The 26,960-nt window shown below is 41.8% G+C and carries 20 protein-coding genes and 1 riboswitch; of the genes, 13 read left to right on the top strand and 7 right to left on the bottom strand.

The window, feature by feature from the left end:
* Positions 1-127 precede the first annotated feature (127 nt).
* Both pykF and C9J42_RS16165 read left to right on the top strand, forming a co-directional pair.
* A complete protein-coding gene (gene pykF / locus C9J42_RS16170; RefSeq protein WP_005369842.1) occupies positions 128-1,540 on the top strand; it encodes a pyruvate kinase PykF in 1,413 nt (470 codons plus the stop codon).
* Positions 1,541-1,903: 363 nt separating this feature from the next.
* A complete protein-coding gene (locus tag C9J42_RS16165; RefSeq protein WP_107207649.1) occupies positions 1,904-2,527 on the top strand; it encodes an FCD domain-containing protein in 624 nt (207 codons plus the stop codon).
* 320 nt (positions 2,528-2,847) lie between these two features.
* Here C9J42_RS16165 and ilvN read toward each other — a convergent pair whose 3' ends face one another.
* The 6 genes from ilvN to C9J42_RS16135 all read right to left on the bottom strand — a co-directional run bounded on the left by ilvN (position 2,848) and on the right by C9J42_RS16135 (position 10,480).
* Entirely contained in the window at positions 2,848-3,345 is a 498-nt protein-coding gene (gene ilvN, locus C9J42_RS16160; RefSeq protein WP_005369845.1) for an acetolactate synthase small subunit, read from the bottom strand.
* Positions 3,345-5,063, bottom strand: coding sequence for an acetolactate synthase 3 large subunit (locus C9J42_RS16155; RefSeq protein WP_107207648.1), 1,719 nt, complete (start codon positions 5,061-5,063; stop codon positions 3,345-3,347). Before C9J42_RS16155 ends, ilvN begins: the two co-directional genes overlap by 1 nt.
* Before the next feature lie 326 nt (positions 5,064-5,389).
* Positions 5,390-7,213, bottom strand: coding sequence for a long-chain fatty acid--CoA ligase (locus C9J42_RS16150; RefSeq protein ID WP_107207647.1), 1,824 nt, complete (start codon positions 7,211-7,213; stop codon positions 5,390-5,392).
* A 350-nt stretch (positions 7,214-7,563) separates the two neighbouring features.
* Positions 7,564-8,517 carry a transcriptional regulator LeuO gene (gene leuO, locus C9J42_RS16145; RefSeq protein WP_107207646.1) on the bottom strand — a complete coding sequence of 318 codons (954 nt, stop codon included), beginning with the start codon at positions 8,515-8,517 and terminating at the stop codon, positions 7,564-7,566.
* 324 nt (positions 8,518-8,841) lie between these two features.
* Positions 8,842-9,960 (bottom strand): MJ1255/VC2487 family glycosyltransferase, encoded by a 1,119-nt coding sequence (locus C9J42_RS16140; protein ID WP_107287775.1) that lies wholly within the window; start codon positions 9,958-9,960, stop codon positions 8,842-8,844.
* A 10-nt stretch (positions 9,961-9,970) separates the two neighbouring features.
* Entirely contained in the window at positions 9,971-10,480 is a 510-nt protein-coding gene (locus C9J42_RS16135; RefSeq protein ID WP_107207644.1) for a phosphatase PAP2 family protein, read from the bottom strand.
* 508 nt (positions 10,481-10,988) lie between these two features.
* On the opposite strand from C9J42_RS16135, the gene leuA reads away from it, so the two are divergent.
* From leuA to thiQ, 8 genes are all read left to right on the top strand, one after another.
* Positions 10,989-12,533, top strand: coding sequence for a 2-isopropylmalate synthase (leuA, locus tag C9J42_RS16130; RefSeq protein ID WP_005369859.1), 1,545 nt, complete (start codon positions 10,989-10,991; stop codon positions 12,531-12,533).
* Positions 12,534-12,596: 63 nt separating this feature from the next.
* The gene (gene leuB / locus C9J42_RS16125) at positions 12,597-13,685 is read left to right on the top strand and encodes a 3-isopropylmalate dehydrogenase (RefSeq protein WP_107207643.1); all 1,089 of its coding nucleotides are present in this window, start codon (positions 12,597-12,599) and stop codon (positions 13,683-13,685) included.
* A gap of 14 nt (positions 13,686-13,699) precedes the next feature.
* Positions 13,700-15,142, top strand: a complete 1,443-nt coding sequence (gene leuC, locus C9J42_RS16120) for a 3-isopropylmalate dehydratase large subunit (RefSeq protein WP_107207642.1) — start codon at positions 13,700-13,702, stop codon at positions 15,140-15,142.
* Between the two features lie 15 nt (positions 15,143-15,157).
* Positions 15,158-15,760 (top strand): 3-isopropylmalate dehydratase small subunit, encoded by a 603-nt coding sequence (leuD, locus tag C9J42_RS16115; RefSeq protein ID WP_107207641.1) that lies wholly within the window; start codon positions 15,158-15,160, stop codon positions 15,758-15,760.
* Positions 15,761-15,900: 140 nt separating this feature from the next.
* The gene (locus tag C9J42_RS16110; RefSeq protein WP_107247484.1) at positions 15,901-16,683 is read left to right on the top strand and encodes a DUF547 domain-containing protein; all 783 of its coding nucleotides are present in this window, start codon (positions 15,901-15,903) and stop codon (positions 16,681-16,683) included.
* 27 nt (positions 16,684-16,710) lie between these two features.
* Positions 16,711-16,824: riboswitch (TPP riboswitch) on the top strand.
* Positions 16,825-16,937: 113 nt separating this feature from the next.
* Positions 16,938-17,927: a thiamine ABC transporter substrate binding subunit gene (gene thiB / locus C9J42_RS16105; RefSeq protein ID WP_199187108.1), complete on the top strand. Its 990-nt coding sequence runs from the start codon at positions 16,938-16,940 to the stop codon at positions 17,925-17,927.
* A gap of 12 nt (positions 17,928-17,939) precedes the next feature.
* On the top strand, positions 17,940-19,550 hold the full coding sequence (gene thiP, locus C9J42_RS16100) for a thiamine/thiamine pyrophosphate ABC transporter permease ThiP (protein WP_107302161.1): 1,611 nt from the start codon (positions 17,940-17,942) through the stop codon (positions 19,548-19,550).
* Complete coding sequence (gene thiQ, locus C9J42_RS16095; RefSeq protein WP_107207638.1) at positions 19,537-20,271, top strand: thiamine ABC transporter ATP-binding protein; 735 nt, start codon at positions 19,537-19,539, stop codon at positions 20,269-20,271. Before thiP ends, thiQ begins: the two co-directional genes overlap by 14 nt.
* An 81-nt stretch (positions 20,272-20,352) precedes the next feature.
* Here thiQ and C9J42_RS16090 read toward each other — a convergent pair whose 3' ends face one another.
* Positions 20,353-21,729: a PhoH family protein gene (locus C9J42_RS16090; RefSeq protein ID WP_107294728.1), complete on the bottom strand. Its 1,377-nt coding sequence runs from the start codon at positions 21,727-21,729 to the stop codon at positions 20,353-20,355.
* A 322-nt stretch (positions 21,730-22,051) separates the two neighbouring features.
* Between C9J42_RS16090 and rapA the strand changes: the two genes are divergently transcribed.
* The 3 genes from rapA (at position 22,052) to C9J42_RS16075 (ending at position 26,919) form a co-directional block, all read left to right on the top strand.
* Positions 22,052-24,970, top strand: coding sequence for an RNA polymerase-associated protein RapA (gene rapA / locus C9J42_RS16085; RefSeq protein WP_107247486.1), 2,919 nt, complete (start codon positions 22,052-22,054; stop codon positions 24,968-24,970).
* A 161-nt stretch (positions 24,971-25,131) separates the two neighbouring features.
* The gene (gene rluA / locus C9J42_RS16080; protein ID WP_233220415.1) at positions 25,132-25,824 is read left to right on the top strand and encodes a bifunctional tRNA pseudouridine(32) synthase/23S rRNA pseudouridine(746) synthase RluA; all 693 of its coding nucleotides are present in this window, start codon (positions 25,132-25,134) and stop codon (positions 25,822-25,824) included.
* A gap of 141 nt (positions 25,825-25,965) precedes the next feature.
* Entirely contained in the window at positions 25,966-26,919 is a 954-nt protein-coding gene (locus C9J42_RS16075) for a D-2-hydroxyacid dehydrogenase (protein ID WP_107294726.1), read from the top strand.
* Positions 26,920-26,960: the final 41 nt, after the last annotated feature.

Here is a 26,960-nt window from a genome sequence, read left to right as displayed (position 1 = left end):
TTTTTATTACAACCATCGTAGTAACTATTCTCTCATTTAGGATGTAGTGACACAGCAATCAGATGAGAACATTGGTTCTATGATGATAATTTCCCCTTGGGTAAAAGTTCGTCTGGAGAGACCCTCAATGAAAAAGACCAAGATCGTATGTACGATTGGACCTAAAACTGAATCTGTAGAAATGCTTACTAAACTAGCTAACGCTGGTATGAACGTAATGCGTCTTAACTTCTCACACGGTGACTTCGAAGAGCACGGCCAACGTATTCGTAACCTACGCGAAGTAATGGCTAATACAGGCAAAGAGCTAGCAATCCTGTTAGATACTAAAGGCCCTGAAATTCGTACAATCAAACTAGAAGGCGGTCAAGACTTCTCTCTAGTAGCTGGTCAAGATTTTACATTTACAACTGACACTTCAGTTGTAGGTAACCAAAACTGCGTTGCAGTAACTTACCCAGGTTTTGCTAAAGACCTAACAAAAGGTAACACTATCCTAGTAGACGACGGTCTAATCGAAATGGAAGTGTTAGAAACAACTGATACTGAAGTTAAGTGTAAAGTACTTAACAACGGTGACTTAGGCGAAAACAAAGGTGTTAACCTACCTGGCGTTTCTGTAAAACTGCCTGCGCTTGCTGAAAAAGACAAAGCTGACCTTAAGTTCGGTTGTGAGCAAGGTGTTGATTTCGTTGCTGCATCTTTCATCCGTAAAGCTGAAGACGTACAAGAAATCCGTGCGCTTCTAACCGCTAACGGTGGCGAAAACATCCAAATCATTTCTAAGATCGAAAACCAAGAAGGTGTTGATAACTTCGACGCTATCCTTGATGCATCTGACGGTATCATGGTTGCTCGTGGTGACCTAGGTGTTGAGATCCCAGTAGAAGAAGTAATCTTCGCTCAGAAGATGATGATCGAGAAGTGTAACCGCGCACGTAAAGTGGTTATCACTGCAACTCAAATGCTTGATTCTATGATCAAGAACCCACGTCCAACTCGCGCAGAAGCGGGCGATGTTGCTAACGCAATCATGGATGGTACAGATGCAGTAATGCTTTCTGGTGAGTCAGCGAAGGGTAAATACCCAATTGAAGCTGTCACTATCATGGCGCAAATCTGTGCACGTACTGATTACGTTGTTAAGCCAGAGCTAGGTTCTCGTCTAGATAGCCCTCGTCTACGTATCACAGAAGCGGTATGTAAAGGTGCAGTAGATACAGCTGAGAAACTAAACGCTCCGCTAATTATCGTTGCTACTGAAGCTGGTAAGTCAGCTCGCTCTGTACGTAAGTACTTCCCAACAGCACGCATTCTTGCTGTAACAACAAATACTAAGACAGCAGCTCAGCTATGTCTTTCTAAAGGTGTTACACCTGTTGTTGTTGATTCAATTGAAAGCACTGATGCATTCTACCTACGCGGTAAAGAGCTAGCGCTTGAAACAGGTCTTGGTGCTAAAGGCGACATCGTTGTTATGGTTTCTGGTGCTCTAGTCGCTTCAGGTACTACAAACACAGCATCTGTACACGTACTTTAATTCGTACCTACAGATGTACAAAAAGGAGCTCTTGTGGCTCCTTTTTTATTTTATTCTCTTAACACCTTAAACATCCTCCCCCTTAAGGTGCCCCTTTTAATCTTAACAATAAATACGTGATAGCCCTTACTTTAGGGAATGCGACATCATTATGTTAGCCATCACTTATATGATACCCCTTCTATAAATGATCAAATAGCACCTAAAATGTTTAAGCAATAAACAAACCAATGTATACTTTAGTCTCAAATTGCTAATAAATTCATATATAACAAGACGATAAATTCTCAATAATAATAATAACGAGAATTTAAGAAGCTGAAGAGGATTGACGTGTCTAGCCCGACTTTAACGAATCAGGTTATGGAGATCATCCGACAAGATATCTTGCTCGGTAAACTGACTCCAGGCCAAAAGCTCGTTGTTGCTGATCTTAAAGAGCGATACAACGTAGGCGCATCTCCAATTAGAGAAGCCTTAGTACAATTATCATGGAAAAAGTACGTTAAATTTGCACCACAAAAAGGATGTTGGGTCGCCCCCGTTTCAATTGAAGAACTACAAGATCTTTTTAGTGCTAATAATGTTATCTCTCGAGAGCTACTAACACGTGCGATCACACAAGGTGATGAAGCTTGGGAACTCAATATCTTAACGACCTATCACAAACTCAGTCGCTTAGATCCAGCACTTGATGACACTGATTTATCAGAATGGGAGCAACGACATAGTGATTTTCATACCGCTATTTTAACCAGTTCCAACTCTCCTGTAATGCTTGATATCTATAATGATATCTATGATCAAATAAAACGTTATCGTCATATTTGGGTGAGTAAAACACGACAAGCTGAAGATCGTTACAACGATCAAGGGGAACACGAAGCCTTAATGAAAGCAGTCCTTGATCGTGATATAGAGCTCGCACAGAAAATCATGCAGACCCACTTTGAAAGAGCGGTTGATGATATAAAAAACCACCTCTAACCTTTTCAATACTAAATAAAAAGCTCGTTAATACAATTAACGAGCTTTTTTGATTACCAGCCAAAGATCTCTTTATGGTGGGTGTTTAACAGTAATACAACTAACAAAAAGTAAATTGCACTCACTTTACAGCCTAAAATAACGAGAATAGCTGTGGTTAATCGGACCAAAAATTGCCGCAGCATCGCTTACCTCATATGGTATAAGCGCTTCCCTGCCTTCTGCTCCTTACTAAAGGTTAGTCGATATCTATGTATTAAAAAAACTAAAGCCGATTGCTTATTACGACAATCGGCTTTGTTAATAAGTGCGCTATACAATTACGCCTTTAATGCACGCTCTCCTCGAGCCATGCCTACTACGCCACTTCGAGCGACTTCAATAATTTCTGTCGCTTCACCTACTGCCGCTAGAAATGCATCAAGTTTTTCACCTGTACCGATTAATTGAATCGTATAAATTTGGCTTGTCACATCAATAATCTGTCCACGGAAAATATCTGCAGTACGTTTAACTTCTGCTCGCGCAAAACCACTTGCTTTGACTTTGGTAAGCATTAATTCACGCTCAACATGCTCTGATTCAGTAATGTTACTGACTTTTAAAATATCAATCAGCTTATGAAGGTGTTTTTCAATTTGCTCATAAGCCGATTCATTTTTCACATTGGTCGTGATGTTCAAACGAGACAACGTTGGATCGTCAGTCGGCGCAACAGTAAGTGACTCGATATTGTAACCACGTTGAGAAAATAGCCCCACCACACGAGATAATGCGCCCGGTTGGTTTTCAAGTAATACTGAAATAATTCTACGCATTATGTTCTCTCCGTCTTGCTTAACCACATCTCATTCATTGCACCACCACGGATAAGCATTGGGTAAACATGCTCTGTTTCATCAACACTGATATCAATAAAGACTAATTTATCTTTTAGTGCTAACGCTTTCTCTAGTTCACTTTCTAATTTATTAGGATCTGAAATTCGCACACCGACATGGCCATAAGCTTCAGCGATAGCCGCAAAATCAGGCACAGAGTCCATGTATGAATGAGAGTGGCGACCTTGATAGATCATATCTTGCCACTGTTTTACCATGCCTAGGAATCGGTTATTTAAGTTAATAATCTTAACTGGGATATCATATTGCAGCGCCGTAGATAGCTCTTGAATATTCATCTGAATACTGCCATCACCAGTTACACACACCACTTCTTCATCAGGCAAAGCAAACTTCACTCCCATCGCAGCAGGCAAACCAAAACCCATCGTGCCTAAACCACCAGAGTTAATCCAACGACGTGGCTTATCAAACGGGTAATAAAGCGCGGCAAACATTTGATGCTGACCAACATCAGAAGAGACATAAGCTTCGCCATTCGTTAAGCGGTGAAGCACTTCAATGACTTGCTGTGGTTTAATACGATCGCCATCAGTGTCATAACTTAAACATTCACGTTCACGCCACGATTCAATTGATTGCCACCATTGCACGATCTCTTGTTGATCATTTTTAACTTCATGCTCTTTCAATAATTTAAGCATGCTATTTAATACGGTATCCGCCGATCCCACGATAGGAATATCTGCTGATACGGTTTTAGATATTGATGAAGGATCAATATCTATGTGCATGATCGTTGCGTCAGGGCAGTACTTTTCTAAGTTGTTGGTCGTACGATCATCAAAACGCACCCCAATACCAAATATAAGATCTGCGTTATGCATTGCCATATTCGCTTCATAAGTGCCATGCATACCCAACATACCTAAACACTGTTTATGTGTACCAGGGAATGCCCCTAACCCCATCAGGGTATTTACAACAGGAATGTTTAATGACTCAGCAAGCTCAATCAATTGCTCGCTACACGATGACATGATGGCACCGCCACCGACATACAATACTGGCTTTTTCGCAGATAATAGCGCTTTAACACCACGTTTAATTTGTCCTTTATGACCTTGGGTCGTCGGATTATATGAACGTAAGGAAATCGATTCTGGATATTGATATGGATATGCTTCAGCAGGGTTTAACATATCTTTAGGGATATCAACCACAACAGGACCAGGACGGCCTGTAGATGCTATATAGAAGGCTTTTTTGATGATTTCAGGGATGTCTTCAGGTTTGGTTACAAGAAAGCTATGTTTAACGACTGGGCGTGAGATCCCAACCATGTCACATTCTTGGAATGCATCGTTACCAATTAAGCTACTCATTACCTGCCCTGATAACACGACCATAGGAATTGAATCCATATAAGCCGTTGCAATACCAGTAATAGCATTCGTTGCGCCAGGACCAGAGGTCACCAGTACAACACCTACATCACCCGTAGCACGCGCATAGCCGTCTGCCATATGAACTGCAGCTTGTTCATGACGAACAAGAACATGTTCAATATCGCTTTTCTCATGAAGGGCATCGTAGATATCAAGAACAGAGCCACCAGGGTAGCCGAATATATGCTTAACGCCTTGATCGATCATAGAACGTACGATCATATCAGCGCCGGACAACATCTCCATATTTTGTCTCCAGGTCGATGAAACATAGTTAGGGCTTATTTTTAGCCTAATAAACGCCATGAATAATTCATGCTATGTATACTGCGCAATGCCATAACAACACACAGTTACCTGCAACAACTTTAACGCTTTTGCAGCATTTGAATCTAGAGGAAAAGTCGACTTTGATTTTAAAATCTTAAAAATTGCTGTTTTATGACTTTTTACAGGTCAATAAAACCATCTAGGCACATTAATAACCACTGCATAGTTTTATTGCCAAATATGTTACTGGATAAAATAAAAAAGGAGCCATAACGGCTCCTTAATTTATTAAAAATAAAACATTACTTGTCTTTATGAGAGGCCTTTTTATGGCTTTCCTCATACATATGTTCAATTTCTTTGTGATAACGATCTTGAATCACTTTTCGACGAAGTTTTTGAGTCGGCGTTAACTCGCCTTTGTCCATCGAAAATGATTTAGGTAACAATGTAAATTTTTTCACTTGTTCAAAACGTGCTAAATCTTTTTGTAGCTCCACAACACGCTTTTCAATCAACTCGACAATTTGGCTATGTTTGATCAGCTCTAAACGGTCTTTGTATTTGATATTTAATTCGCGTGCATGTTCTTCAAGCGTTTCAAAACACGGAACAATCAAGGCTGATACAAACTTACGAGTATCAGCAATCACAGCTATCTGCTCAATAAAGTGATCTTTACCTATCGCACCTTCAATCACTTGCGGTGCAATATATTTACCACCAGACGTCTTCATTAACTCTTTAATACGATCTGTGATAAACAAGTTACCTTGATCATCAAGATAACCCGCATCACCGGTTTTCAAGAAGCCATCTTCAGTGAAATTTTTCGCGGTTTCTTCTGGCATATTGTAATAGCCACGCATAATCATTGGACCACGAACTAAAATTTCATTCTGCTCGCCAATTTTAACTTCAGCACCAGGCATTGGCATACCAATAGAATCAGGGTTATAACAGCTGTCATCCCAACAAGAAACCGTCGCTGTGGTTTCTGTCATGCCGTAACCTAACTTAACGTTAATTCCAATCGCATGAAAAAAGCGTCCAATGCCCGCATCTAATTTCGCACCACCACATGGCATAAATTTAATATTACCACCGAGTACTGCCTGTAGTTTAGATAGCACCACTTTCTCGGCTAACGCATAAGACTTCTTCAATAACCAAGATGGCTCACGACATTCTTGACGGGCAGCAGACATCTTAGCGCCCATGTTCACCGCCCAGGTAAATATCATTTTGCGGTGTAAGGGTGCGCGAGAGACTTTATCGTGAATACCTGAATAGATTTTTTCAAATACACGAGGAACCGCTGACATATAGTGCGGTTTCACCGTGATTAATGCTTCTTTTAATTTATTCGTATCTGATAGGTAGCAATTTACAACACCACGATGTAGTGCGTAAAACGTCCATGCGCGTTCAAAGACATGCGATAACGGTAAGAAGCATAATGACGTATCACCTTCATCTAATGCTAAACGTTGATCATGTGCTTCAATCTGAGAAGCAATATTTGCATAGTCTAACATGACCCCTTTCGGCGTACCGGTTGTACCCGAGGTATAAATCAGTGTGATCAGATCATCCATTTGTTTTTCAGCTAAACGAGTATCAAGTTCTAGCTGATACTCACCACTTGCTTGCTTAACAAACTCATTATAATGACACGCCAATGGATGTTCTGGGATCGTAACATCGTCAGACAATGCAACAATGCGTTCAAGCTGAGGACATTGCGCTGCAATTTCAACAGCCGCATCCATTTGAGCTTGCTCGCCAACAAAAAGTACTTTTACACTTGCGTCTTGAAGAATATAAGCCGCTTGCTGCGCTGTACTTGTTGGATAAATAGGAACGGTAATACAACGATTGTATAACGCGGCAAAATCAGCAACAGTCCAACGAGGCATATTGTTTGCGAATATGCCAACTTTATCTTGTACTTGTAAGCCTTGGCACAATAATGCTAAAGCCAGTTGCTGAATTTGCTCACCAAAACAATTCCAACTAATATCTTGCCACTCACCATCGACTTGATGACGTAATGCAGGCTTATCACCTAAGCGAGAAACTTGACTGCGAATGCGGTGAACAATATGAAAATCGTGTTGTGCCATAAGTACTCTATTTTTTTAGCTTACACTTGTAAGCTTATTCGAGATATGCAGTCTACAATTCAGCCTATAAAAAGCCAACCATAATGCACATAAAATTATATTTCCCAACGCTTACCCGCTACTCTACGCCTTGTGAATAAAGGCTATCAAACGACTTTTTAATCAAAAAGCAAAAGTGTAAGAATCTATAAATAACATGGTTGAAGAACGAAAAAATCAACCTTATTTCACGTTGCGGCATTATTCATATTGCGAAACAGCAGACAACTCTTACCACTATAATATCGATAGCTTTTAACCAAAAAAGGTCAGCAATTGTGCTGACCTTCACGTTTATATCATGGGGTTTATTACGTTAAATCGCCACAAATTGTCATTAGCTGATCTCGCATCCAGATATTGCCTTTATCCTTTTGTGTAGATTCATGCCAACTTAGGTAACCGCTAATTTTGTTATTCGCAAAGGGAAGCTCTAACACTTTTAAGTGTAGGTTATCAGCCACAGATTCTGCTAACCAACGAGGCGCTACCGCTATTAATTCAGATTGACCGACCACATACATGATATTGCTTAAACTCGCACCTTGATAAGCTTCATTGTAACTGTGCGCTTGATTGTAAATATGATCGGCAAAACCTTTAATTTCAGGGTTCGTTTTTAATACGGCGTGCATTTCATGATTAAATTCAGCTTCAGAAATACTGTCATGTAAACGGGGGTGATTTCCAGATGCGATAACAACAAGTTCATCACTGAATAATTCTGTGCTACAAAAACCTTGTTCATCAAAGCGTACATAATCAATCACAAAATCAATTTCTTGATAACGCAATTTCTGTGCTAATCCGGCTTCAAATTCTGCTTCAAGTTGAAGACGTAAATGAGGAGCTTGGGAGTGCATTTCTTTTAAAATCTGAGGTGCAAAACGTATGTCTGAGGGGCTGCAAATTGCCAACTTAAAAGTACGGCTAGATGTCATTGGATTAAAGATAGAACATGGCAACTCATTCTTCACTAATTGCAGTGCTTGGCGAAGTGGACCAAACAATTGTTTTGCGCGTTGCGTGGGTTGAATACCGCGACCATGACGAATAAATAGCTCATCATTAAACATTACTTTAAGGCGCGCAACTGCATTACTTACCGCAGGTTGTGACATACCTAGATTATGTGCAGCGCGAGTAATGTTCTGCTCTTGCATTACGGCGTCAAAAACAGTTAATAAATTAAGATCAACACTACGTAATGTTGATTCCATTGAGTAACTTTCTGTTGGGAAAACTGACGCTGTTTTACGTGTCATATTATGCCTCTAAATTTATGAGTTCATCGGCACGTCCTATGCCTTCAGTAACTTAGAAGCTTAATTATTGCTTCTAATCTAAACCCGCTTGATTTGGGATGAGACCAGTATTATCCAAACAAATTGATGAGACTAATAATAGAATATAAGTGATTATGAAGATTGTATGAATTAATCCACATTCAGAAATATAAACATTAAAAAATCATAATCTTAAATCAAACATAAAATAAATAAAAAAAGATATGAATAAAATTTTAGACCTTTTTTTAAGGTGAAAAGCGATAACAAATTCAAGAATAATCAGTAATTTTTTCTATTAATTCATTTCACCAATGATTTAATAAGCGAAGGTGTTGTCGTAATATATTGGCTTTCAGGGTAATGCTCAGACATTGCTTCAGCAACTGATTCTGGAAACTCGACTTGCTGCCATAACTCTTCTTTTAGCGTATCAAGATCATGCCACTCCTTATTAAGTAACCACTTACTAACTTCACTTGCGACATCTGGGATTTTAACCCGCCCAACACTCTCGCTATCAAGCCAAACTCGCATCGTCGTCACATCTAATGATGGAGTAACATGCGCTAATCCCATCATCGCTAACGTCGCAACATTACTACTTTGTTCAAATTGCCCTTGGAGTGGTTTTAACAATAATTTTTTCCCTAGAGAAATGGCCTCTGAAGGCAGTTCAAAACCACCGTTTGCCACAACACCTTTACAGCAATGTAAATGGTGATGAAAACCCTCTCGACTTAATGGTTTCAACTGCACGTTTTGCCATTGTGATTTACTCTCAATATCGGGGTGATAACAAACAAAATTCACTTGCTGGAAATGAGAGAGTAAATCGGTAATTTGAGAAAGTGACTCAAAGGGTAAATACACCAAAATAAATGGTTTTTGCTGACAACTTGGTGTATCAAAACAAGGAATAATTGGCGGTAATATTGGGCAGTTAAAATGGTGCCAATGCAGACCAATTTGATATTGAGTCGGAGCAAAATAACGTGTAAGTAATCGATCAAATACGCTTTCATTCGCTTTTGGCACATCATACAGGAAAGCAGCTTGATGACTTAACGAGAGACTGGGCACTTTCTGCTGTTTTGCAGCCCATGCCGTAATGGGCTCAAAATCATTCAACACAAAATCATAACGAGATAAATCTAACGTTTTCACCTCTTGTCGAAATTGCCGTAAATTAAGCTGATGCCATGTTTTTAACCGTTGGATACAGCCTTGTTCGGTAACGAAAGTCAACCCTTTTCCCAATTGATAATCACCAAAGCAGGCCATATCAAAAAACTTATCTCTTTCTCGCCCTGAAAAATAATAATCAACCTCACAATCTAATCCATCAAAAGCACGTGCCATTTCACGAGCTCGAGAAATATGGCCATTACCCGTACCTTGGATCCCATAAAGTATTTTCATTGTATGTTCCTTACAAGATATAACCGGCTAATTCGAAACAAGCAAAACCTAATAATGCGCCAGCAATGATATCGCTAAGATAATGTACCCCCAGCAATACACGGGAGAAGCCAATGCAGCTTGCCCATAGCCACACCATTTCACTATACGAAGGATAAAAGCTTGAAATTAAGGCGGCCATCATAAAAGCCGCCGCAGTATGACCTGATGGCAAGCTATAGCGATCTGAGGGTTTAATAAAGGAGGGTAAACTAACCGGACGACTGCGTTTAAAGCTGTTTTTGAGCAACCAATACAATGGGAGTTCAATCAAAAACATCAACAAACCATAAAAAATGAAAGCCCCCCCCTGTTGTTGATCACCCCACCATATGAGCAAGCCAATCATGGCATATAAGTGACCATCACCGGTTCGTGAAACAATACGGCTAATTTTAGCCAATGGAATATTAAATCGATGACAGAGACATAGCGTTGAAAACGCATAATCAAAACGCTGAATAGGGGTAAGTAATGTCATCATTGTTCTCCTTTTTATAACTATCACTAGGATAAAAAGGACTTGTGACAACAAGGTGAAACTTCAAAGGAGAGTCAGTGACAATCTAGAAGAAAAGAGAATTACGTAAATTGTTAATAATTTGACAACTATTTATCATTAAATGTTATTGCCCTATCATCTCTGTTTTTTTCCCTTATTTATGGAAAAACATATCGCAATAATTAAAAATCAATTAGTTACCGCCATAATTGTAAAATAAACGTAATTATTGGTTGACCTTTGACCTGTCTATTTGGTATTCATTTGTTAATCAACTTTATATAAGTGTGTATAAAATGAAAAAACGTTTCTCTTTACTCCTTAGCCTCCTCCTTATCGTGACTTAAATCGCGCGGGTTGCTTTTGAGTGGGAAACGCCACTAAAGATTTTAAAACCCGCGCAACTTGCGCGGGTTTTTTCATATATCGACTAGCGCAAGTGAATGCGAACTAACCTGTAACGGTAATAGATTAAAAGGAAGTAGCAATGAAAGATCAGGTCATTATTTTCGATACTACGCTACGTGACGGTGAACAAGCGTTATCGGCAAGCCTTACCGTAAAAGAAAAACTACAGATCGCATACGCATTAGAGCGTTTAGGCGTTGATGTGATTGAAGCAGGCTTTCCTGTTTCATCCCCTGGCGATTTTGAGTCAGTACAAACTATCGCGAAACACATCAAAAACAGTCGTATTTGTGCTTTATCACGAGCAGTAGCAAAAGATATTGATGTAGCGGCAGAGTCATTGAAAGTCGCAGAAGCTTTCCGCATTCACACCTTTATCTCAACCTCAACCGTTCACGTACAAGACAAGCTACGTCGTAGCTATGATGATGTCATTGATATGGGTGTCGCAGCTGTAAAGCGCGCGCGTAATTATACTGATGATGTTGAGTTTTCATGTGAAGATGCGGGCCGTACACCAATTGATAATCTGTGCCGCATGGTAGAAGCCGCTATCGATGCGGGCGCTAACACCATTAACATCCCTGATACCGTGGGCTACACCCTGCCAAGCGAATTTGGCGGCATTATCACTCAACTATTTAACCGCGTTCCAAATATCGATAAGGCAGTGATTTCTGTTCACTGTCACGATGATTTAGGCATGTCTGTTGCCAACTCAATGGCGGCCGTTCAAGCGGGTGCTCGTCAGGTAGAAGGAACCATTAATGGTCTAGGTGAGCGTGCAGGTAACTGCTCACTAGAAGAAATTGCGATGATCATCAAAACGCGTCAGGAGTTACTGGGCGTTACAACCAATATCAAACACGATGAAATTCACCGTACCAGTAAAATGGTTAGTCAGTTGTGTAATATGCCAATTCAAGCCAATAAAGCGATTGTTGGTGCTAATGCCTTTAGTCACTCATCGGGTATCCACCAAGATGGGATGCTAAAAAATAAAAACACCTATGAAATCATGACGCCTGAATCGATTGGCCTTAAAAACCAAGCACTAAACCTAACCAGTCGCTCTGGTCGTGCGGCAGTTAAAAGTCACATGGATGCATTGGGCTACACCGAGAAAGAGTATAGCCTAGATAAACTGTATGCTGATTTCTTAAAACTGGCTGATCGAAAAGGCCAAGTGTTTGATTATGACTTAGAAGCACTGATGCATTTTTCTAACCTTCGTGATGAAGATGACTACTTCAAGCTGAACTACCTAAGTGTTCAGTCGGGTAGTGTGATGGCCACCACCAGTATCAAACTATTGTGTGGTGACGAAGAAAAATGTGAAGCGGCGGTCGGTAATGGTCCTGTCGATGCGTTATACCAGTGTATTTACCGCCTAACAGGTTATGACATTGTACTGGATAAATTTGATTTAACTGCAAAAGGCGAAGGCGAAGACGGCTTAGGACAAGCTGATATCATCGCTAATTATAAAGGCAGAAAATACCACGGAACGGGCTTAGCAACCGATATTGTAGAAGCGTCTGGTCAAGCGTTACTGCACGTTATCAATAGCATTCACCGTGCAGATCAAATTGAAGAAATAAAGCAGCGCTCAGCAACTCACTAGTTGATAACGCTTACAGCGACTCACGAATTTATACTTTTAAACAATTATGGAGAGCAAGATACCATGGCTGGTTCTTACAATATTGCAGTTTTACCCGGTGACGGGATTGGTCCAGAAGTGATGCAACAGGCACATAAAGTGCTAAATGCAATCGAGGCTAAATTTAATCTAACCTTTAATCGTACAGAATATGATGTAGGTGGTATTGCTATCGATAATCATGGCTGCCCACTACCTGATGCCACTCTAAAAGGCTGTGAACAATCCGATGCCGTATTATTTGGCTCTGTTGGTGGCCCTAAGTGGGAGCATTTAGCACCTAACGATCAACCTGAACGTGGTGCTCTTCTACCACTTCGTAAACACTTCCAATTATTTTGTAATCTACGTCCAGCTCAAATTCACCGTGGCTTAGAGAAGTTCTCTCCGCTACGCGCTGATATTTCAGAGCGTGGTTTTGATATTGCTGTTGTGCGTGAGCTCACTGGCGGTATTTACTTTGGTCAGCCAAAGGGCCGCGAAGGTGAAGGCGCACAAGAAAAAGCGTTCGATACTGAAGTCTACTACCGCTATGAAATTGAACGTATTGCAAAAATTGCGTTTGAATCAGCTCGCTTACGCAGCAAAAAAGTCTGCTCTATTGATAAAGCTAACGTCCTACAGAGCTCTATTTTATGGCGTGAAGTCGTAGAAGAAATCGCAAAAGATTACCCTGATGTGACGTTAACTCATATGTACATTGATAACGCGACCATGCAGCTGATCAAAGATCCTTCTCAATTTGATGTCATGCTATGTTCAAATATCTTCGGCGATATCATCTCGGATGAATGTGCAATGATCACAGGTTCTATGGGTATGTTGCCTTCAGCTAGCCTTAACCAAGATAAGTTTGGTATGTACGAGCCTGCCGGCGGTTCAGCACCGGATATTGCAGGTAAAAACATTGCAAATCCAGTCGCGCAGATCCTATCAGCAGCACTGATGCTTCGTTACAGCCTAGGTGAAGAAACAGCAGCGCGTGCTATCGAACAAGCGGTATCACAAGCGCTGGAAGCTGGGGAGTTAACTGCCGATCTTGCGAGTGATAAACCAGCACTCACCACCAGTGAAATGGGCGATAAGATCGCAGCCTACATTCAACAAGCATAAGGGAGCATTGAGCAATGTCGAACACTAATAATAACGCTTCAGCTTCACCTAAAACGCTTTATGAAAAAGTTTACGATTCCCATGTTGCCGTTGCAGCAGAAGGGGAAAACCCGATCTTATATATCGACCGTCACCTTGTACATGAAGTGACATCCCCGCAAGCTTTTGATGGCTTGCGTGAGAAGGGTCGTAAAGTGCGTCAAGTATCAAAAACATTCGCCACGATGGATCACAACGTTTCTACCCAAACTAAAGATATCAATGCATCGGGGGAAATGGCACGTATTCAAATGGAAACACTGGCAAAAAACTGTGAAGAGTTTGGTGTCACCCTGTATGACTTAAACCACAAATATCAAGGCATTGTACACGTCATGGGGCCTGAGCTGGGTATTACTCTGCCGGGTATGACCATTGTTTGTGGTGACTCACACACCGCGACTCACGGTGCCTTTGGTGCACTGGCCTTCGGTATTGGTACCTCGGAAGTAGAACATGTCTTAGCCACCCAAACCTTAAAACAATCTCGTGCGAAAACCATGAAGATTGAAGTTAAAGGTAAAGTAGCTGAAGGCATTACAGCAAAAGACATCGTCCTTGCCATCATTGGTAAAACAACCGCAGCTGGCGGTACTGGCTATGTGGTTGAGTTCTGTGGCGAAGCAATCACAGACCTTACAATGGAAGGTCGTATGACCGTTTGTAATATGGCGATTGAACTAGGCGCTAAAGCAGGTTTAATTGCACCGGATCAAACGACCTTTGATTATATTAAAGATCGTGAATTTGCCCCGAAAGGCGCAGACTTTGATGCCGCAGTAGAATACTGGACATCATTGAAATCCGATCCGAACGCCGAGTTTGATGCCGTTGTAACGCTCGATGCTAAAGACATAAAGCCGCAAGTGACATGGGGAACAAACCCAGGTCAAGTGATTGCCGTTGATGAGCCAATCCCTGCCCCTGAAAGCTTTAACGATCCCGTTGAAAAAGCCTCTGCAGAAAAAGCATTAGCTTACATGGGACTAGAAGCTGGCAAAGCCCTGTCTGATTTTGCCGTTGATAAAGTCTTTATTGGTTCATGCACTAACTCACGTATTGAAGATATGCGCGCAGCAGCAGCCATTGCCAAAGGGCGTAAAGTTGCCGCTAACGTACAAGCTTTAGTCGTTCCAGGCTCAGAGCAAGTGAAAGCACAAGCTGAAAAAGAAGGGCTTGATAAAATCTTCATTGAAGCAGGCTTCGAATGGCGACTACCCGGTTGTTCAATGTGTCTGGCAATGAATAACGATCGCTTAGGTCCCGGTGAGCGTTGTGCGTCAACCAGTAACCGTAACTTTGAAGGTCGTCAAGGTCGTGATGGGCGTACTCATCTAGTTAGCCCAGCCATGGCAGCAGCAGCGGCATGTGCCGGACATTTTGTTGATATTCGCCAACTAGATGCCGCATCGGTGTAACAAAAGGATTTGAACATGACAGGTTTTAAACAACACACAGGTTTAGTTGTACCGCTAGATACGGCAAATATTGATACCGATGCGATTATTCCAAAACAGTTTTTGCAGAAAGTAACTCGAACTGGATTTGGTAAGCACCTTTTCCATGATTGGCGTTTTCTAGATGATGCAGGCGAGCAGGCAAACCCTGACTTTATTATGAACGCCCCTCGCTACCAAGGCGCGAGTATTTTACTGGCGCGTGAAAACTTTGGTTGTGGCTCTTCTCGTGAACATGCACCGTGGGCGCTTGCTGATTACGGTATCCAAGTTATGATTGCGCCAAGCTTTGCCGATATTTTCTATGGTAACTCGATCAATAACCAAATGGTGCCCGTACGTCTCTCTGAGCAAGACGTTGACACTTTATTTAAGTATGTCGATGAAAATGAAGGCGCACAGATCACGGTTGATCTTGAAAAAATGATCGTCAGTGCGGATGGTAAAGAGTACACCTTTGAAATTGATGAATTCCGTCGTCACTGCCTATTAAATGGCTTAGACAATATCGGTTTGACACTGCAACACGAAGATAAAATTACAGACTTTGAAAACCGTATTCCTCGCTTCTTAGCGTAATCGTACATCATCTGAAATCGGACGCCCTGTTTAATATAAACAGGGCGTTTTTATTTAAAATATCAAAAAGATAATGAAATTAGCCAATACTTATTACGGTCTTAATCAATATTGTTACTTATTATATTAATAGGAAAAATATGCGTATTGTTATTGCCACTTGGCTGCTGTTATTCACTCTGCCGATCTTTGCTGCGCCAAAATCCGAACTCTGGTCATATTGGCAACCTCATGATCCTAAAAACACAAACAAGATCAGTCATCAAGATTGGCAGCAACTACTCGATAAATATCTTGTCATTCAACCGGATCAAACCTTATTTCGTTATAACCAAGTATCAAGTGCAGACAAACAAAAGCTAGCAACTTATATTAAGCGACTCAGTGCCCAAAATCCTCACCGTTATAATCGTGATGTTCAATTTGCCTATTGGGTTAATTTATATAACGCCCTAACCGTTCAATTAATTATTGATAATTACCCTGTAAAATCAATCACTAAATTGGGAGGTTTATTTAGCTTTGGACCATGGGATCAAACCATTATTACCATTAATAATAAAAAGCTAACTTTAAACGATATTGAACATCGGATCTTACGCCCTATCTGGCAAGATCCTAGGATCCACTACGCAGTCAACTGTGCCAGTCTTGGTTGTCCTGATTTACTGCCTAAAGCGTTTAATAGCGATCGATTAGACTCCCAGTTAGATCAAGCTGCAACACGTTTTATTAATAGTGAAAAAGCAATAAAAATAACAAAAAATGGCATCACACTGTCATCTATCTATGATTGGTATCAAACTGATTTTGGATCGTTAACTGAGTTACAACAACACCTTAATCATTATCGTATTACGCCTAACCTACAATTCACTCAGATCCATTACATCTATAATTGGCAACTTAATCAGAAGCTATAACTTCGATACAGTTGCAGGTACAATAGTTTGTTCTCATTGGGGAGCCATTTGGCTGAGATTGTTAGGCATACGTGCTTTATAGCAGGACCCATTGAACCTGAACCAGGTAATGCTGGCGTAGGAATTGAGATGCTCGAACATGCTTTCGAGCTCGCTGACCATTGCATGATGCAACAGCACTCAAACCTGTGCCGCTCTCTCTTTCAATTTTTGTCCCAAGGATGCAGGACATCTCGGAGCGCATAGTGAAAAAAATAAACACTCTTCTTCCCCTAATCTCTCTGTCATTAGTTGCAAGCTCAGCTTTCGCCTCAGACAATACTCTTAATGTTTATACCTACAGCTCCTTTGCTTCCGACTGGGGTCCTGGTCCTGTAGTAAAGAAAGCGTTTGAAAAACAATGTAATGGTTGTACGGTCAATTTTGTTTCTTTAGAAGATGGCGTATCGATTTTAAATCGCGTTCGTCTTGAAGGGAAAAACAGTAAAGCAGATGTGTTATTAGGGCTAGATAACAACCTAATGACAGAAGCGAAAAATACCGGCCTATTAGCAAAAAATGATGTTGATACCAGTAAGCTCACGCTTCCTAAAGGTTGGAGTGATGATACTTTCATCCCTTATGATTACGGCTATTTTGCCTTTGTGTATGACAGCGATAAACTGAAAAACCCACCAGCGAGTTTAGATGCTCTGATCAAAGATCAAAATATCAGCGTTATCTATCAAGATCCTCGTACTTCAACCCCTGGCCAAGGTCTAATGTTATGGATCAAATCGGTCTACGGTGATAAAGCCCCTGAAATGTGGCAGCAACTAGCGAAACACACCGTGACCGTCACTAAGGGTTGGTCTGAAGCCTATAACATGTTCTTAAAAGGCGAATCAGATATGGTGCTTTCATACACCACATCACCAGCCTATCACATCATTGCTGAAGACAAACACCAGTACAAAGCGGCTAACTTTAAAGAAGGCCATTATATGCAAGTTGAAGTGGCAGCGAAGATGAAAAATAGCCCACATCCAAAACTTGCCGATCAATTTATGCAATTTATTGTAAGTGATGCTTTTCAGTCACAAATTGCTACCCACAACTGGATGTATCCAGTAACAAAGCAAAGCCTACCGAAAGGTTTTGATGAACTCACCGTACCAAGCAAAGCACTTGAATTTAGTGCCGACGAAGTGGCAACACATCGCAAAGCCTGGATCCGAGAGTGGCAGCAAGCCCTCACTCAGTAATGGTTTAAGACTTTGAACAAACGCATTACCTTATTGCCCGGCATTATCAGTGCCGGGCTGATCACTTTTGTTGTTGTTGCCGCGCTCACCGCCTTAATCAGCCAAGCTAACGACTGGCAACTATCAACACTATGGCATGATCCTTATCTGCGACATGTAACAGGATTTAGCTTCTATCAAGCCATCTTGTCGACTCTATTTAGCATCATCCCAGCGATTCCCATTGCTTATGCACTCTCACGACGGCAGTTTGTAGGAAAAGCTCTGCTATTACGTTTATTTGCGATGACGCTCGTGATGCCCGTCTTGGTTGCTGTTTTTGGGTTATTATCGATTTATGGCAAAAGTGGATTGATCAGTCATAACCTAGAAATACTAGGCTTACCGCCATTAAACATTTACGGTTTAAGCGGGATCTTACTGGCGCACGTATTTTTAAACCTGCCACTGACCGTTCGTTTTCTACTGCAAAGCCTCGATGGTATCCCCGCAGAGCAACATCAGCTTGCGGCGCATTTAGGTATTACTGGCTGGAGTAAATTTCGCTTAATTGCATGGCCTCGACTACGCCAACAACTGCCGCATATCACGGGTTTAGTCTTTATGTTGTGCTTTACCAGCTTTGCCGTGATCATGTCGCTTGGCGGTGGTCCTAAATCAACCACTATCGAGCTCGCCATATATCAAGCGTTGCGTTATGACTTTGATTTAGCGACAGGTGCGATTTTAGCCTTATGGCAAATGCTACTTTGCTGCTCATTAGTGCTTTTTACCCAACGTTTTGCTAAACCGCTTTCTACCCTAAACGGCTCTATCAGCAAAAAGGTAGTGAATTATAACGATACATGGCGCGCTAAATGTTGGGATGTATTCTGGATCATCAGTGCGTTAGTGTTTGTTATACCACCGATCATTGCCGTCTTTGTATCGGGTATTAACCATCAATTATTTAATATCTTAGAACAAAAGCAGTTATGGTCAGCAATCACTAACTCACTCCATATCGCACTATTTTCCTGCTTATTAGCATTTTGTCTTGGCGTCATGATCCTCATCACGAGTCGTAGCTTACGCTTAGCACGTAAAAAACTGGCTGCTGACGGGATTGAAATGATCGGCACAGTGATTTTAGTGACACCTGGGTTAGTGTTAAGTACTGGTATTTTTCTTTTACTGCGCCAATATACTGATGCTTACAGTGCTGCGTTTTGGGTTGTGGTCTGTGTTAATGCCCTAATGGCACTGCCCTATGTAATCAAAACATTAAGTCAACCAATGCTCCACCTCGCGCAGCAATATAATCCGTTATGTCGCAGTTTAGGGATGACGCATCTATCGCGATTACGTTTGGTTGAGTGGCGTGCGTTACGTGCCCCTATTGCCCAAGCTCTCGCTATTAGCTTTGTCTTATCTCTGGGGGATTTAGGTGCGATTGCATTATTTGGCAGTCAAGACTTTCAAACGCTGCCACTGTATTTATTTGAACTAATGGGCAGTTACCGAATGGATGCTGCTGCTGTTGCTGCACTGGTTTTACTGTTACTCAGCTTAGGTTTATTTAGTGCCGTCGAGTATCTTGTTGTTACTCGCCATCGCCAAGGAGTTCATCATGCTAAACATTAATCAACTCAACTATACCTACTTACCTCAACACAAAAATGAGGTTGCGATGGCGTTGAGCTTTGATGTTCAGCTTGAGCAGGGAGATATCGCTGCACTCATTGGCCCAAGTGGCGCAGGTAAAAGTACCTTATTCGCACTCATTGCTGGCTTTCTCGTCCCTGATAGCGGTGAGATCACCGTTAATAGCCAATCTATCTGTCAGCTAGAGCCTGCGCAACGTCCACTCTCGATGTTATTTCAAGAGCACAATTTATTTCCTCACCTCAGTGTATTTGAAAACATTGCGTTAGGTATCAACCCAAACCTTAAACTTACCGCAGAGCAAAAACAGCGAGTGACTAATTCAGCGAAACAAGTGGGGATTGATACCTATCTTGAGCGTTTACCTGAGCAGCTTTCTGGCGGGCAACGTCAGCGAGTAGCATTAGCGCGATGTTTATTACGAGAGCGCCCTTTGCTACTGCTTGATGAACCATTTTCGGCCCTTGACCCTGCACTGCGTGCGGAGATGTTAAACCTCGTTAAGCAATTAGCCACAACCCGTAATATGACGGTATTGATGATCACTCATAGTCCTGAAGATGCCGAAAAAATTGCCAATAAATGTATTTTTATTAATGAAGGTACTATCAAAGCGGTAGGAGAAACCTGTGATGTTTTATCTAATCCCGTATTACCTGAGCTTAAAAACTATCTCGGTTTAACCCTACCAGAAACATAACCGCAGAATGCAATAAGTAACAATATAAACAAAAAAGCGAGCACCCAATGTGCTCGCTTTTCTTATTCTTCTTGCTAGTGATTAAAGATTTTCTTCGGCAAATTCAGCTAGACGGCTTCGAACCACCCCGTTGAGATAAATATTGGCGCTACCTTCAAAGTTTTTAAAGCGCTCAACAATATAGGTTAATCCCGAGGTCACTGGGGATAGATAGTTGGAATCAATTTGAGCAAGGTTACCCGAACACACAATTTTTGTTCCTTCACCACATCGGGTAATAATGGTTTTAATTTGTGAAGCTGTTAAGTTTTGACATTCATCGAGTAAAACAAAGGCATTTTGAATAGAACGCCCACGCATAAAGTTAATCGATTTAAATTGAATATTGGCTTTATCAAAAATGTACTTCATTGAGCCATCAGTACAAACATCATGCTTATGAAGTGCTTCCATAGTATCGGTAACCGCTGCCAGCCATGGCATCATTTTTTCTTCTTCGGTACCCGGTAGGAAACCAATTGATTCGGCTATTTCGGGCGTATTACGAGTGACAATAATTTTGTCATACATCCCTTTTTCAATGACCTGCTCAAGTGCTGCAGCCATTGCTAAAATGGTTTTACCACAGCCAGCAGGACCCGTTAAGATCACTAAATCAATCCGAGGATCAAGCATTGCATCTAGCGCCATCCCTTGATAAATATTTTTAGGATTAACGCCCCAAGCTTGTCGATGCATTAGTCGCTCTTGGCTAATGTCTTTAATGGTGACACTTTCATCATCAATACTTTGAATTCTAGCAGCAAAATCATTGCCTTCATCCAGTAGATATTGATTAACAAAGGGAGTTTCAAATAAGTTTTTAGGTAAGGTATGTAAAGTTGAACGACCTCTATTTTCCGACTGACACTCAGCAACATTTTCCCAAAAATCGCCTTGATAGCGATGAAAGCCTTTGGTTAATAATGCGACATCATCAATCAACTGATCGGTACGATAATCATCAACATACAAGACGCCTGCACCTTTGGCACGCAGTCGCATGTTGATGTCTTTAGTCACTAATACCACAGAACGTGGTGCATGTTTTTGTTGCAGAAAGAGAACGCTATTAAGAATACGATTGTCACCCGCCTTATCACTAAAGGCATGGACGGTTTGTTTTACTTCATAGTCAGCAAAAATAGCAATAGTACCGCTATGAGCCACTTTGTCGTTGAAAGGAATACCAGCCGAAATTTGCTCTGGTGGTGCGTCGTGGAATATATCTTCAAGCGCACGTATCGCGACTCGAGCATCACGAGAAACATCACGCTTACTGTCTTTAATTCTGTCCAATTCTTCCAGAACCGTCATGGGAATAACCACGTCGTGTTCCTGAAAAGAAAAGAACGCCAGAGGTTCATGAAGCAGAATATTTGTATCAAGTACAAACAGTTTCCGTTCGGCGTCGTCCATAGGCACCTCCTTGGTAGTCTGGACAGCGATAATTAAGCTATCACTCTATTAGCTTACGTCAAAATTACCCATCTGGTTTAATTATGACGTCTTTCTTATTAAGCCCTCGGTAGATGAAAGTTTTATGATGATTTTACTGTGACCGATTTTCATCACTTTCACCGTGACCTTAATCACATCATGCAGTAACATGAGTCCCCTTTTTGAGCTATGCACAAATTTTAAATTCTAGCGTACACTTATCTTCAGTGTAGCTTATTAATACTTTGCACAGCTTATTGCAGTCTCTTTGATATCAAATAATTAGAAGGTTTCTACCACTATGCCATTTGCTTTGGGTCAACGTTGGATCAGTGATACAGAAAGTGATTTAGGTCTAGGTACCGTTGTCGCTCTTGAACCAAGAACGGTTACCTTGATGTTCCCCGCATCAGAAGAAAATCGCCTATATGCACGTAATGATGCCCCTGTTACCCGTGTCATGTTTAACGTTGGTGATGTGATTGAAAGCCATGAGGGTTGGTCACTAAAGGTAGAAGCGATCAACGAAGATAAAGGCGTGATCACCTACGTAGGTACGCGTACCGACACAGAAGAAGAAAATGTCGCGCTACGTGAACTTTTCTTAAGCCACCAAATTCGTTTCAATAAACCGCAAGATAAATTATTTGCAGGTCAAATTGATCGCATGGATCGTTTTGCACTGCGTTACCGCGCGCTGAAAAACCAATACGAGCAACTAAAAAGCCCATTACGTGGTTTATGCGGTATGCGTGCAGGTTTGATCCCACACCAGTTATATATTGCTCACGAAGTCGGTCGTCGCTATGCGCCGCGTGTTCTCCTTGCCGATGAAGTCGGTTTAGGTAAAACCATTGAAGCCGGTATGATCATCCACCAGCAGGTTCTATCAGGCCGTGCTGAACGTATTCTGATCGTGGTTCCTGAAACCCTACAACATCAATGGCTAGTTGAAATGATGCGTCGTTTTAACCTGCACTTTTCTATCTTTGATGAAGAGCGTTGTGTTGAAGCATTTGCTGATGCCGCTAACCCATTTGATACCGCGCAATATGTATTGTGTTCATTAGACTTTTTACGTAAAAGCCGTCGTCGTTTTGAACAAGCGCTAGATGCTGATTGGGATCTATTGGTTGTCGATGAAGCCCACCACCTTGAGTGGAGTGAAGATAAGCCTAGTCGTCAGTACCAAGTGATTGAAGCCTTAGCAGAAAAAACGCCAAGTGTGCTGCTACTAACCGCCACACCAGAGCAATTAGGTCGTGAAAGCCACTTCGCACGCTTACGTATTCTTGATCCTGATCGTTTTTACGACTATGAAGCCTTTGTTGAAGAAGAGCGTCAATACGAACCCGTTGCTGATGCTGTAACCCAACTGCTTGCTGGTGAAAAACTGAATGATGATGCGAAAAACACCTTAACCGAGCTGCTATCTGAGCAAGATATCGAGCCAATGTTACGTGTGATCGAAGATTCAGCTCAAGACGATCCTGAAGCATTAGCGGCGCGTCATGAATTGATCAACAACTTGATGGATCGCCACGGTACGGGCCGCGTATTGTTCCGTAATACCCGCTCAGCAATCACAGGTTTCCCTCAGCGTCACCTGAATATGTACCCGTTAGCAATGCCAACCCAATACACCACAGCCATGCGCGTTGCGGCAATGATGGGCGGTAAAATGGGTATCAATGAGAAAGCGATCAAGCTACTTTACCCGGAAGATATCTACCAAGAATTTGAAGGTGAATCAGCAACATGGTGGAACTTTGATCCTCGTGTTAACTGGCTACTTGATATGCTAAAAGCCAACCGTAACGAGAAAGTGTTGGTGATTTGTTCTCGTGCGCAAACCGCATTAACCTTAGAACAAGCATTACGTGAACGTGAAGGCATCCGTGCTACTGTGTTCCACGAAGGAATGTCGATTATCGAACGTGATAAAGCGGCGGCTTACTTTGCCCAAGAAGATGATGGCGCTCAGGTACTATTATGTTCTGAAATCGGTTCAGAAGGTCGTAACTTCCAGTTTGCAAACCAATTGGTGATGTTCGATTTACCAAGCAACCCTGATTTACTTGAGCAACGTATTGGTCGTTTGGATCGTATTGGTCAAAAGCGTGAGATAGAAATTCATGTGCCTTACCTAGAAGGCACTTCTCAAGCACTATTAGCGCGTTGGTTCAACGAAGGCTTAAATGCCTTTGAGGAAACCTGTCCGACTGGCCGTGCTGTCTATGAAGCGGTATGTGAAGATCTGATCACCTTGCTTGCCAGTGACAAACACGATCTTGAAGCGCTTGAATCCGTTATTCAGCGCAGTGCTGAAATGCACAATGAGCTTAAAACCAAGTTAGAGCAAGGTCGTGATCGCCTATTAGAAATCCATTCTAATGGGGGCGAAGAAGCTCAGCAGTTGGTTGAGAAGATCAGCGCTAAAGATGGTGATACTAACCTTGTGACTTTCGCACTGGGCTTGTTTGATACCATTGGTTTAAACCAAGATGACAAAGGCGAAAACGCAATTGTTGTGACCCCATCAGAGCACATGATGGTGGCAAGTTATCCAGGCCTTCCTTACGACGGTTGTACCATCACTTTTGAACGTGATACTGCACTTTCTCGTGAAGATATCAACTTCATCAGCTGGGAACACCCAATGATCCAAGGCGGTATTGAATTACTGCTAAGTGAAGGCGTAGGTACGACAGCGGTGTCATTGTTGAAAAACAAAGCACTGCCTGTTGGTACACTGCTACTTGAGCTTATCTATGTGGTTGACGCTCAAGCACCTAAGCAATCAGGTATTGGTCGTTTCTTACCCAAAACACCGATCCGTATTTTACTTGATGGTAAAGGTAATAACCTATCAGCTAACGTTGAATTTGAAGGCTTTAACCGCCAACTTAGCCCAGTCAATCGTCACCTTGGCAGTAAGCTCGTTAACTCGGTTCAAAAAGATATTCATACTCTGATTGAGCACGCAGAGCGCGAGATCAGCAAAGAGCTTGATGTCGTACGAAGCCAAGCACAAGCTGAAATGGAAAACACGTTGCGCGCTGAGCTTGATCGCCTTCAAGCCCTGAAAGCGGTTAATCCGAATATTCGTGATGACGAATTAGAGCTAATTGAAAGCCAAATCATTGAGTTAACTAACTACATTGAAAAAGCACAAATCCAGCTTGATTCACTGCGTTTGATCGTTGTTAGCCATAACTGATCAATAACTCATCATAACTAAATTAAGGCCGTGAATGTCATTACTGATATTCACGGCTTTTTTCTTTAATCACATCACCAAGCATACCAATTTACTATTATTCATATTAATATTCGCCCCGTTGTTATTCATACCTATCCTACGAGTGCATCATGAAACCATTGCCAGTGTTGAACTACAATCCACCTACCGATCCGTGGTTGGATACTCTTTTTCTTGATAGCGACATCATCGCCGTTAATAAGCCTGCTGGCATACTCTCAAACCCAGGACGTGCACCAGAGCATCACGACAGCATATTTGCTCGCGTTCTTGAAAAATACCCTAAGTCACAAATTGTGCACCGTTTAGATATGGGGACATCAGGCTTAATTGTGCTGGCTCTAAACAAAAAAGCGGAGTGTCATTTAAAAGCCCAGTTTCGTGAGCGAGAAACACAAAAAGTGTATTACGCTCGTGTGTGGGGACATATCGAACAAGACACAGGAACCGTGGATCTTCCCTTGATCTGTGATTGGCCTAACCGTCCACGCCAAAAAGTATGTTTTGACGATGGCAAGCCTTCTGTAACGCATTATGAAGTCTTAAGCCGTGATGAGAAAACAACCTTGGTCCGTTTACTGCCCGTAACAGGTCGTTCTCACCAATTGCGTGTTCACATGCAAGCATTAGGTCATCCGATTTTAGGCGATAAGTTTTATGCTAATGAGGAAGCAATGGTAGCCTCTCCTCGTTTACTGTTACACGCAGCAGAACTGACTTTTACGCATCCAGGAAGTGATCAACCGATGCATTTGTTTGCCCCTTGTGAGTTTTATCCAGAAGCGCCAACACAAACGATTTTTAGTAAATAAAACCACTGAGTAATCAGCAACTATCACACGGAAGTTAGATCACGATAAAAAAGAATGCTAGCTTTGTTTTAACAAGCAAAAACCTAAACTAGCATTCTTCTTTTCACACCAAGCGGAACAAAGGTTCCATGGAGTCTAACAGTGGAACATATTGTATTTTTAGATCGTGCTACTATCCCAGCACACATTGATATTCCTCGCCCACAATCTGCTCATCAATGGATTGAATATCAACGTACATCGCCATCTCAAGTCATTGAACGTCTGCAACACGCAACTATCGTCATTTCTAACAAAGTCCAACTCACTGCTGATATTTTATCTCAGCTGCCAAACCTGAAATTTATTGCCATCGGTGCGACAGGAACCAATAACGTCGATGTCGATTATTGTCACCGCCATAACATTCCGGTTTCCAATATTCGAGGTTATGCGACTCGCTCTGTTCCTGAACACGTGCTCGCAATGATCTTTGCGCTAAAACGTAATTTAATGGGCTATCAGCAAGATATCATCGCGGGTGAGTGGCAGAAACAACAACAGTTCTGCTTTTTCACTCATCCAATTAGCGATATCGCAGGCTCAACAATAGGTATTGTTGGTAAAGGCAGCTTAGGGGTAGCGACAGCCAATCTTGCAACCGCGCTGGGGATGAAGGTGCTATTTGCAGAGCACAAGCACGTCACCACCTGTCGTGAAGGCTATACGCTGTTTAACGACGTATTACAGCAAGCCGATATCATCACCTTGCATTGCTCGCTAACAGATACCACTGAAGATCTTATCGCAAAAACAGAACTGGCACAGATGAAACCTAACGCTATTTTGATCAATACCGGACGTGGTGGACTGGTGAATGAGCAAGATTTAGTCGATGCATTGCTCGATAAAAAAATTGCCGGCGCTGGCTGTGATGTTTTTACTTCTGAGCCGCCAACTGATGATAATCCATTATTACAACAGGCACATTTGCCTAATCTATTACTAACCCCACATGTTGCATGGGGATCTGATTCCGCGATTCAAACACTGGTAGAGCAACTTATTGAAAATATTGATGGCTTTTGTAACAACAAACCGCAAAACCTCGTTTAAGAGCTTTAAAAACAAAAAAGCGAGCACCAAGCTCGCTTTTT

Origin of the sequence: Photobacterium sp. GB-56, from assembly GCF_003026105.1 — a bacterium.
Classification (GTDB): Bacteria; Pseudomonadota; Gammaproteobacteria; order Enterobacterales; family Vibrionaceae; genus Photobacterium.
This window is presented reverse-complemented; position numbering and strand designations above follow the sequence as displayed.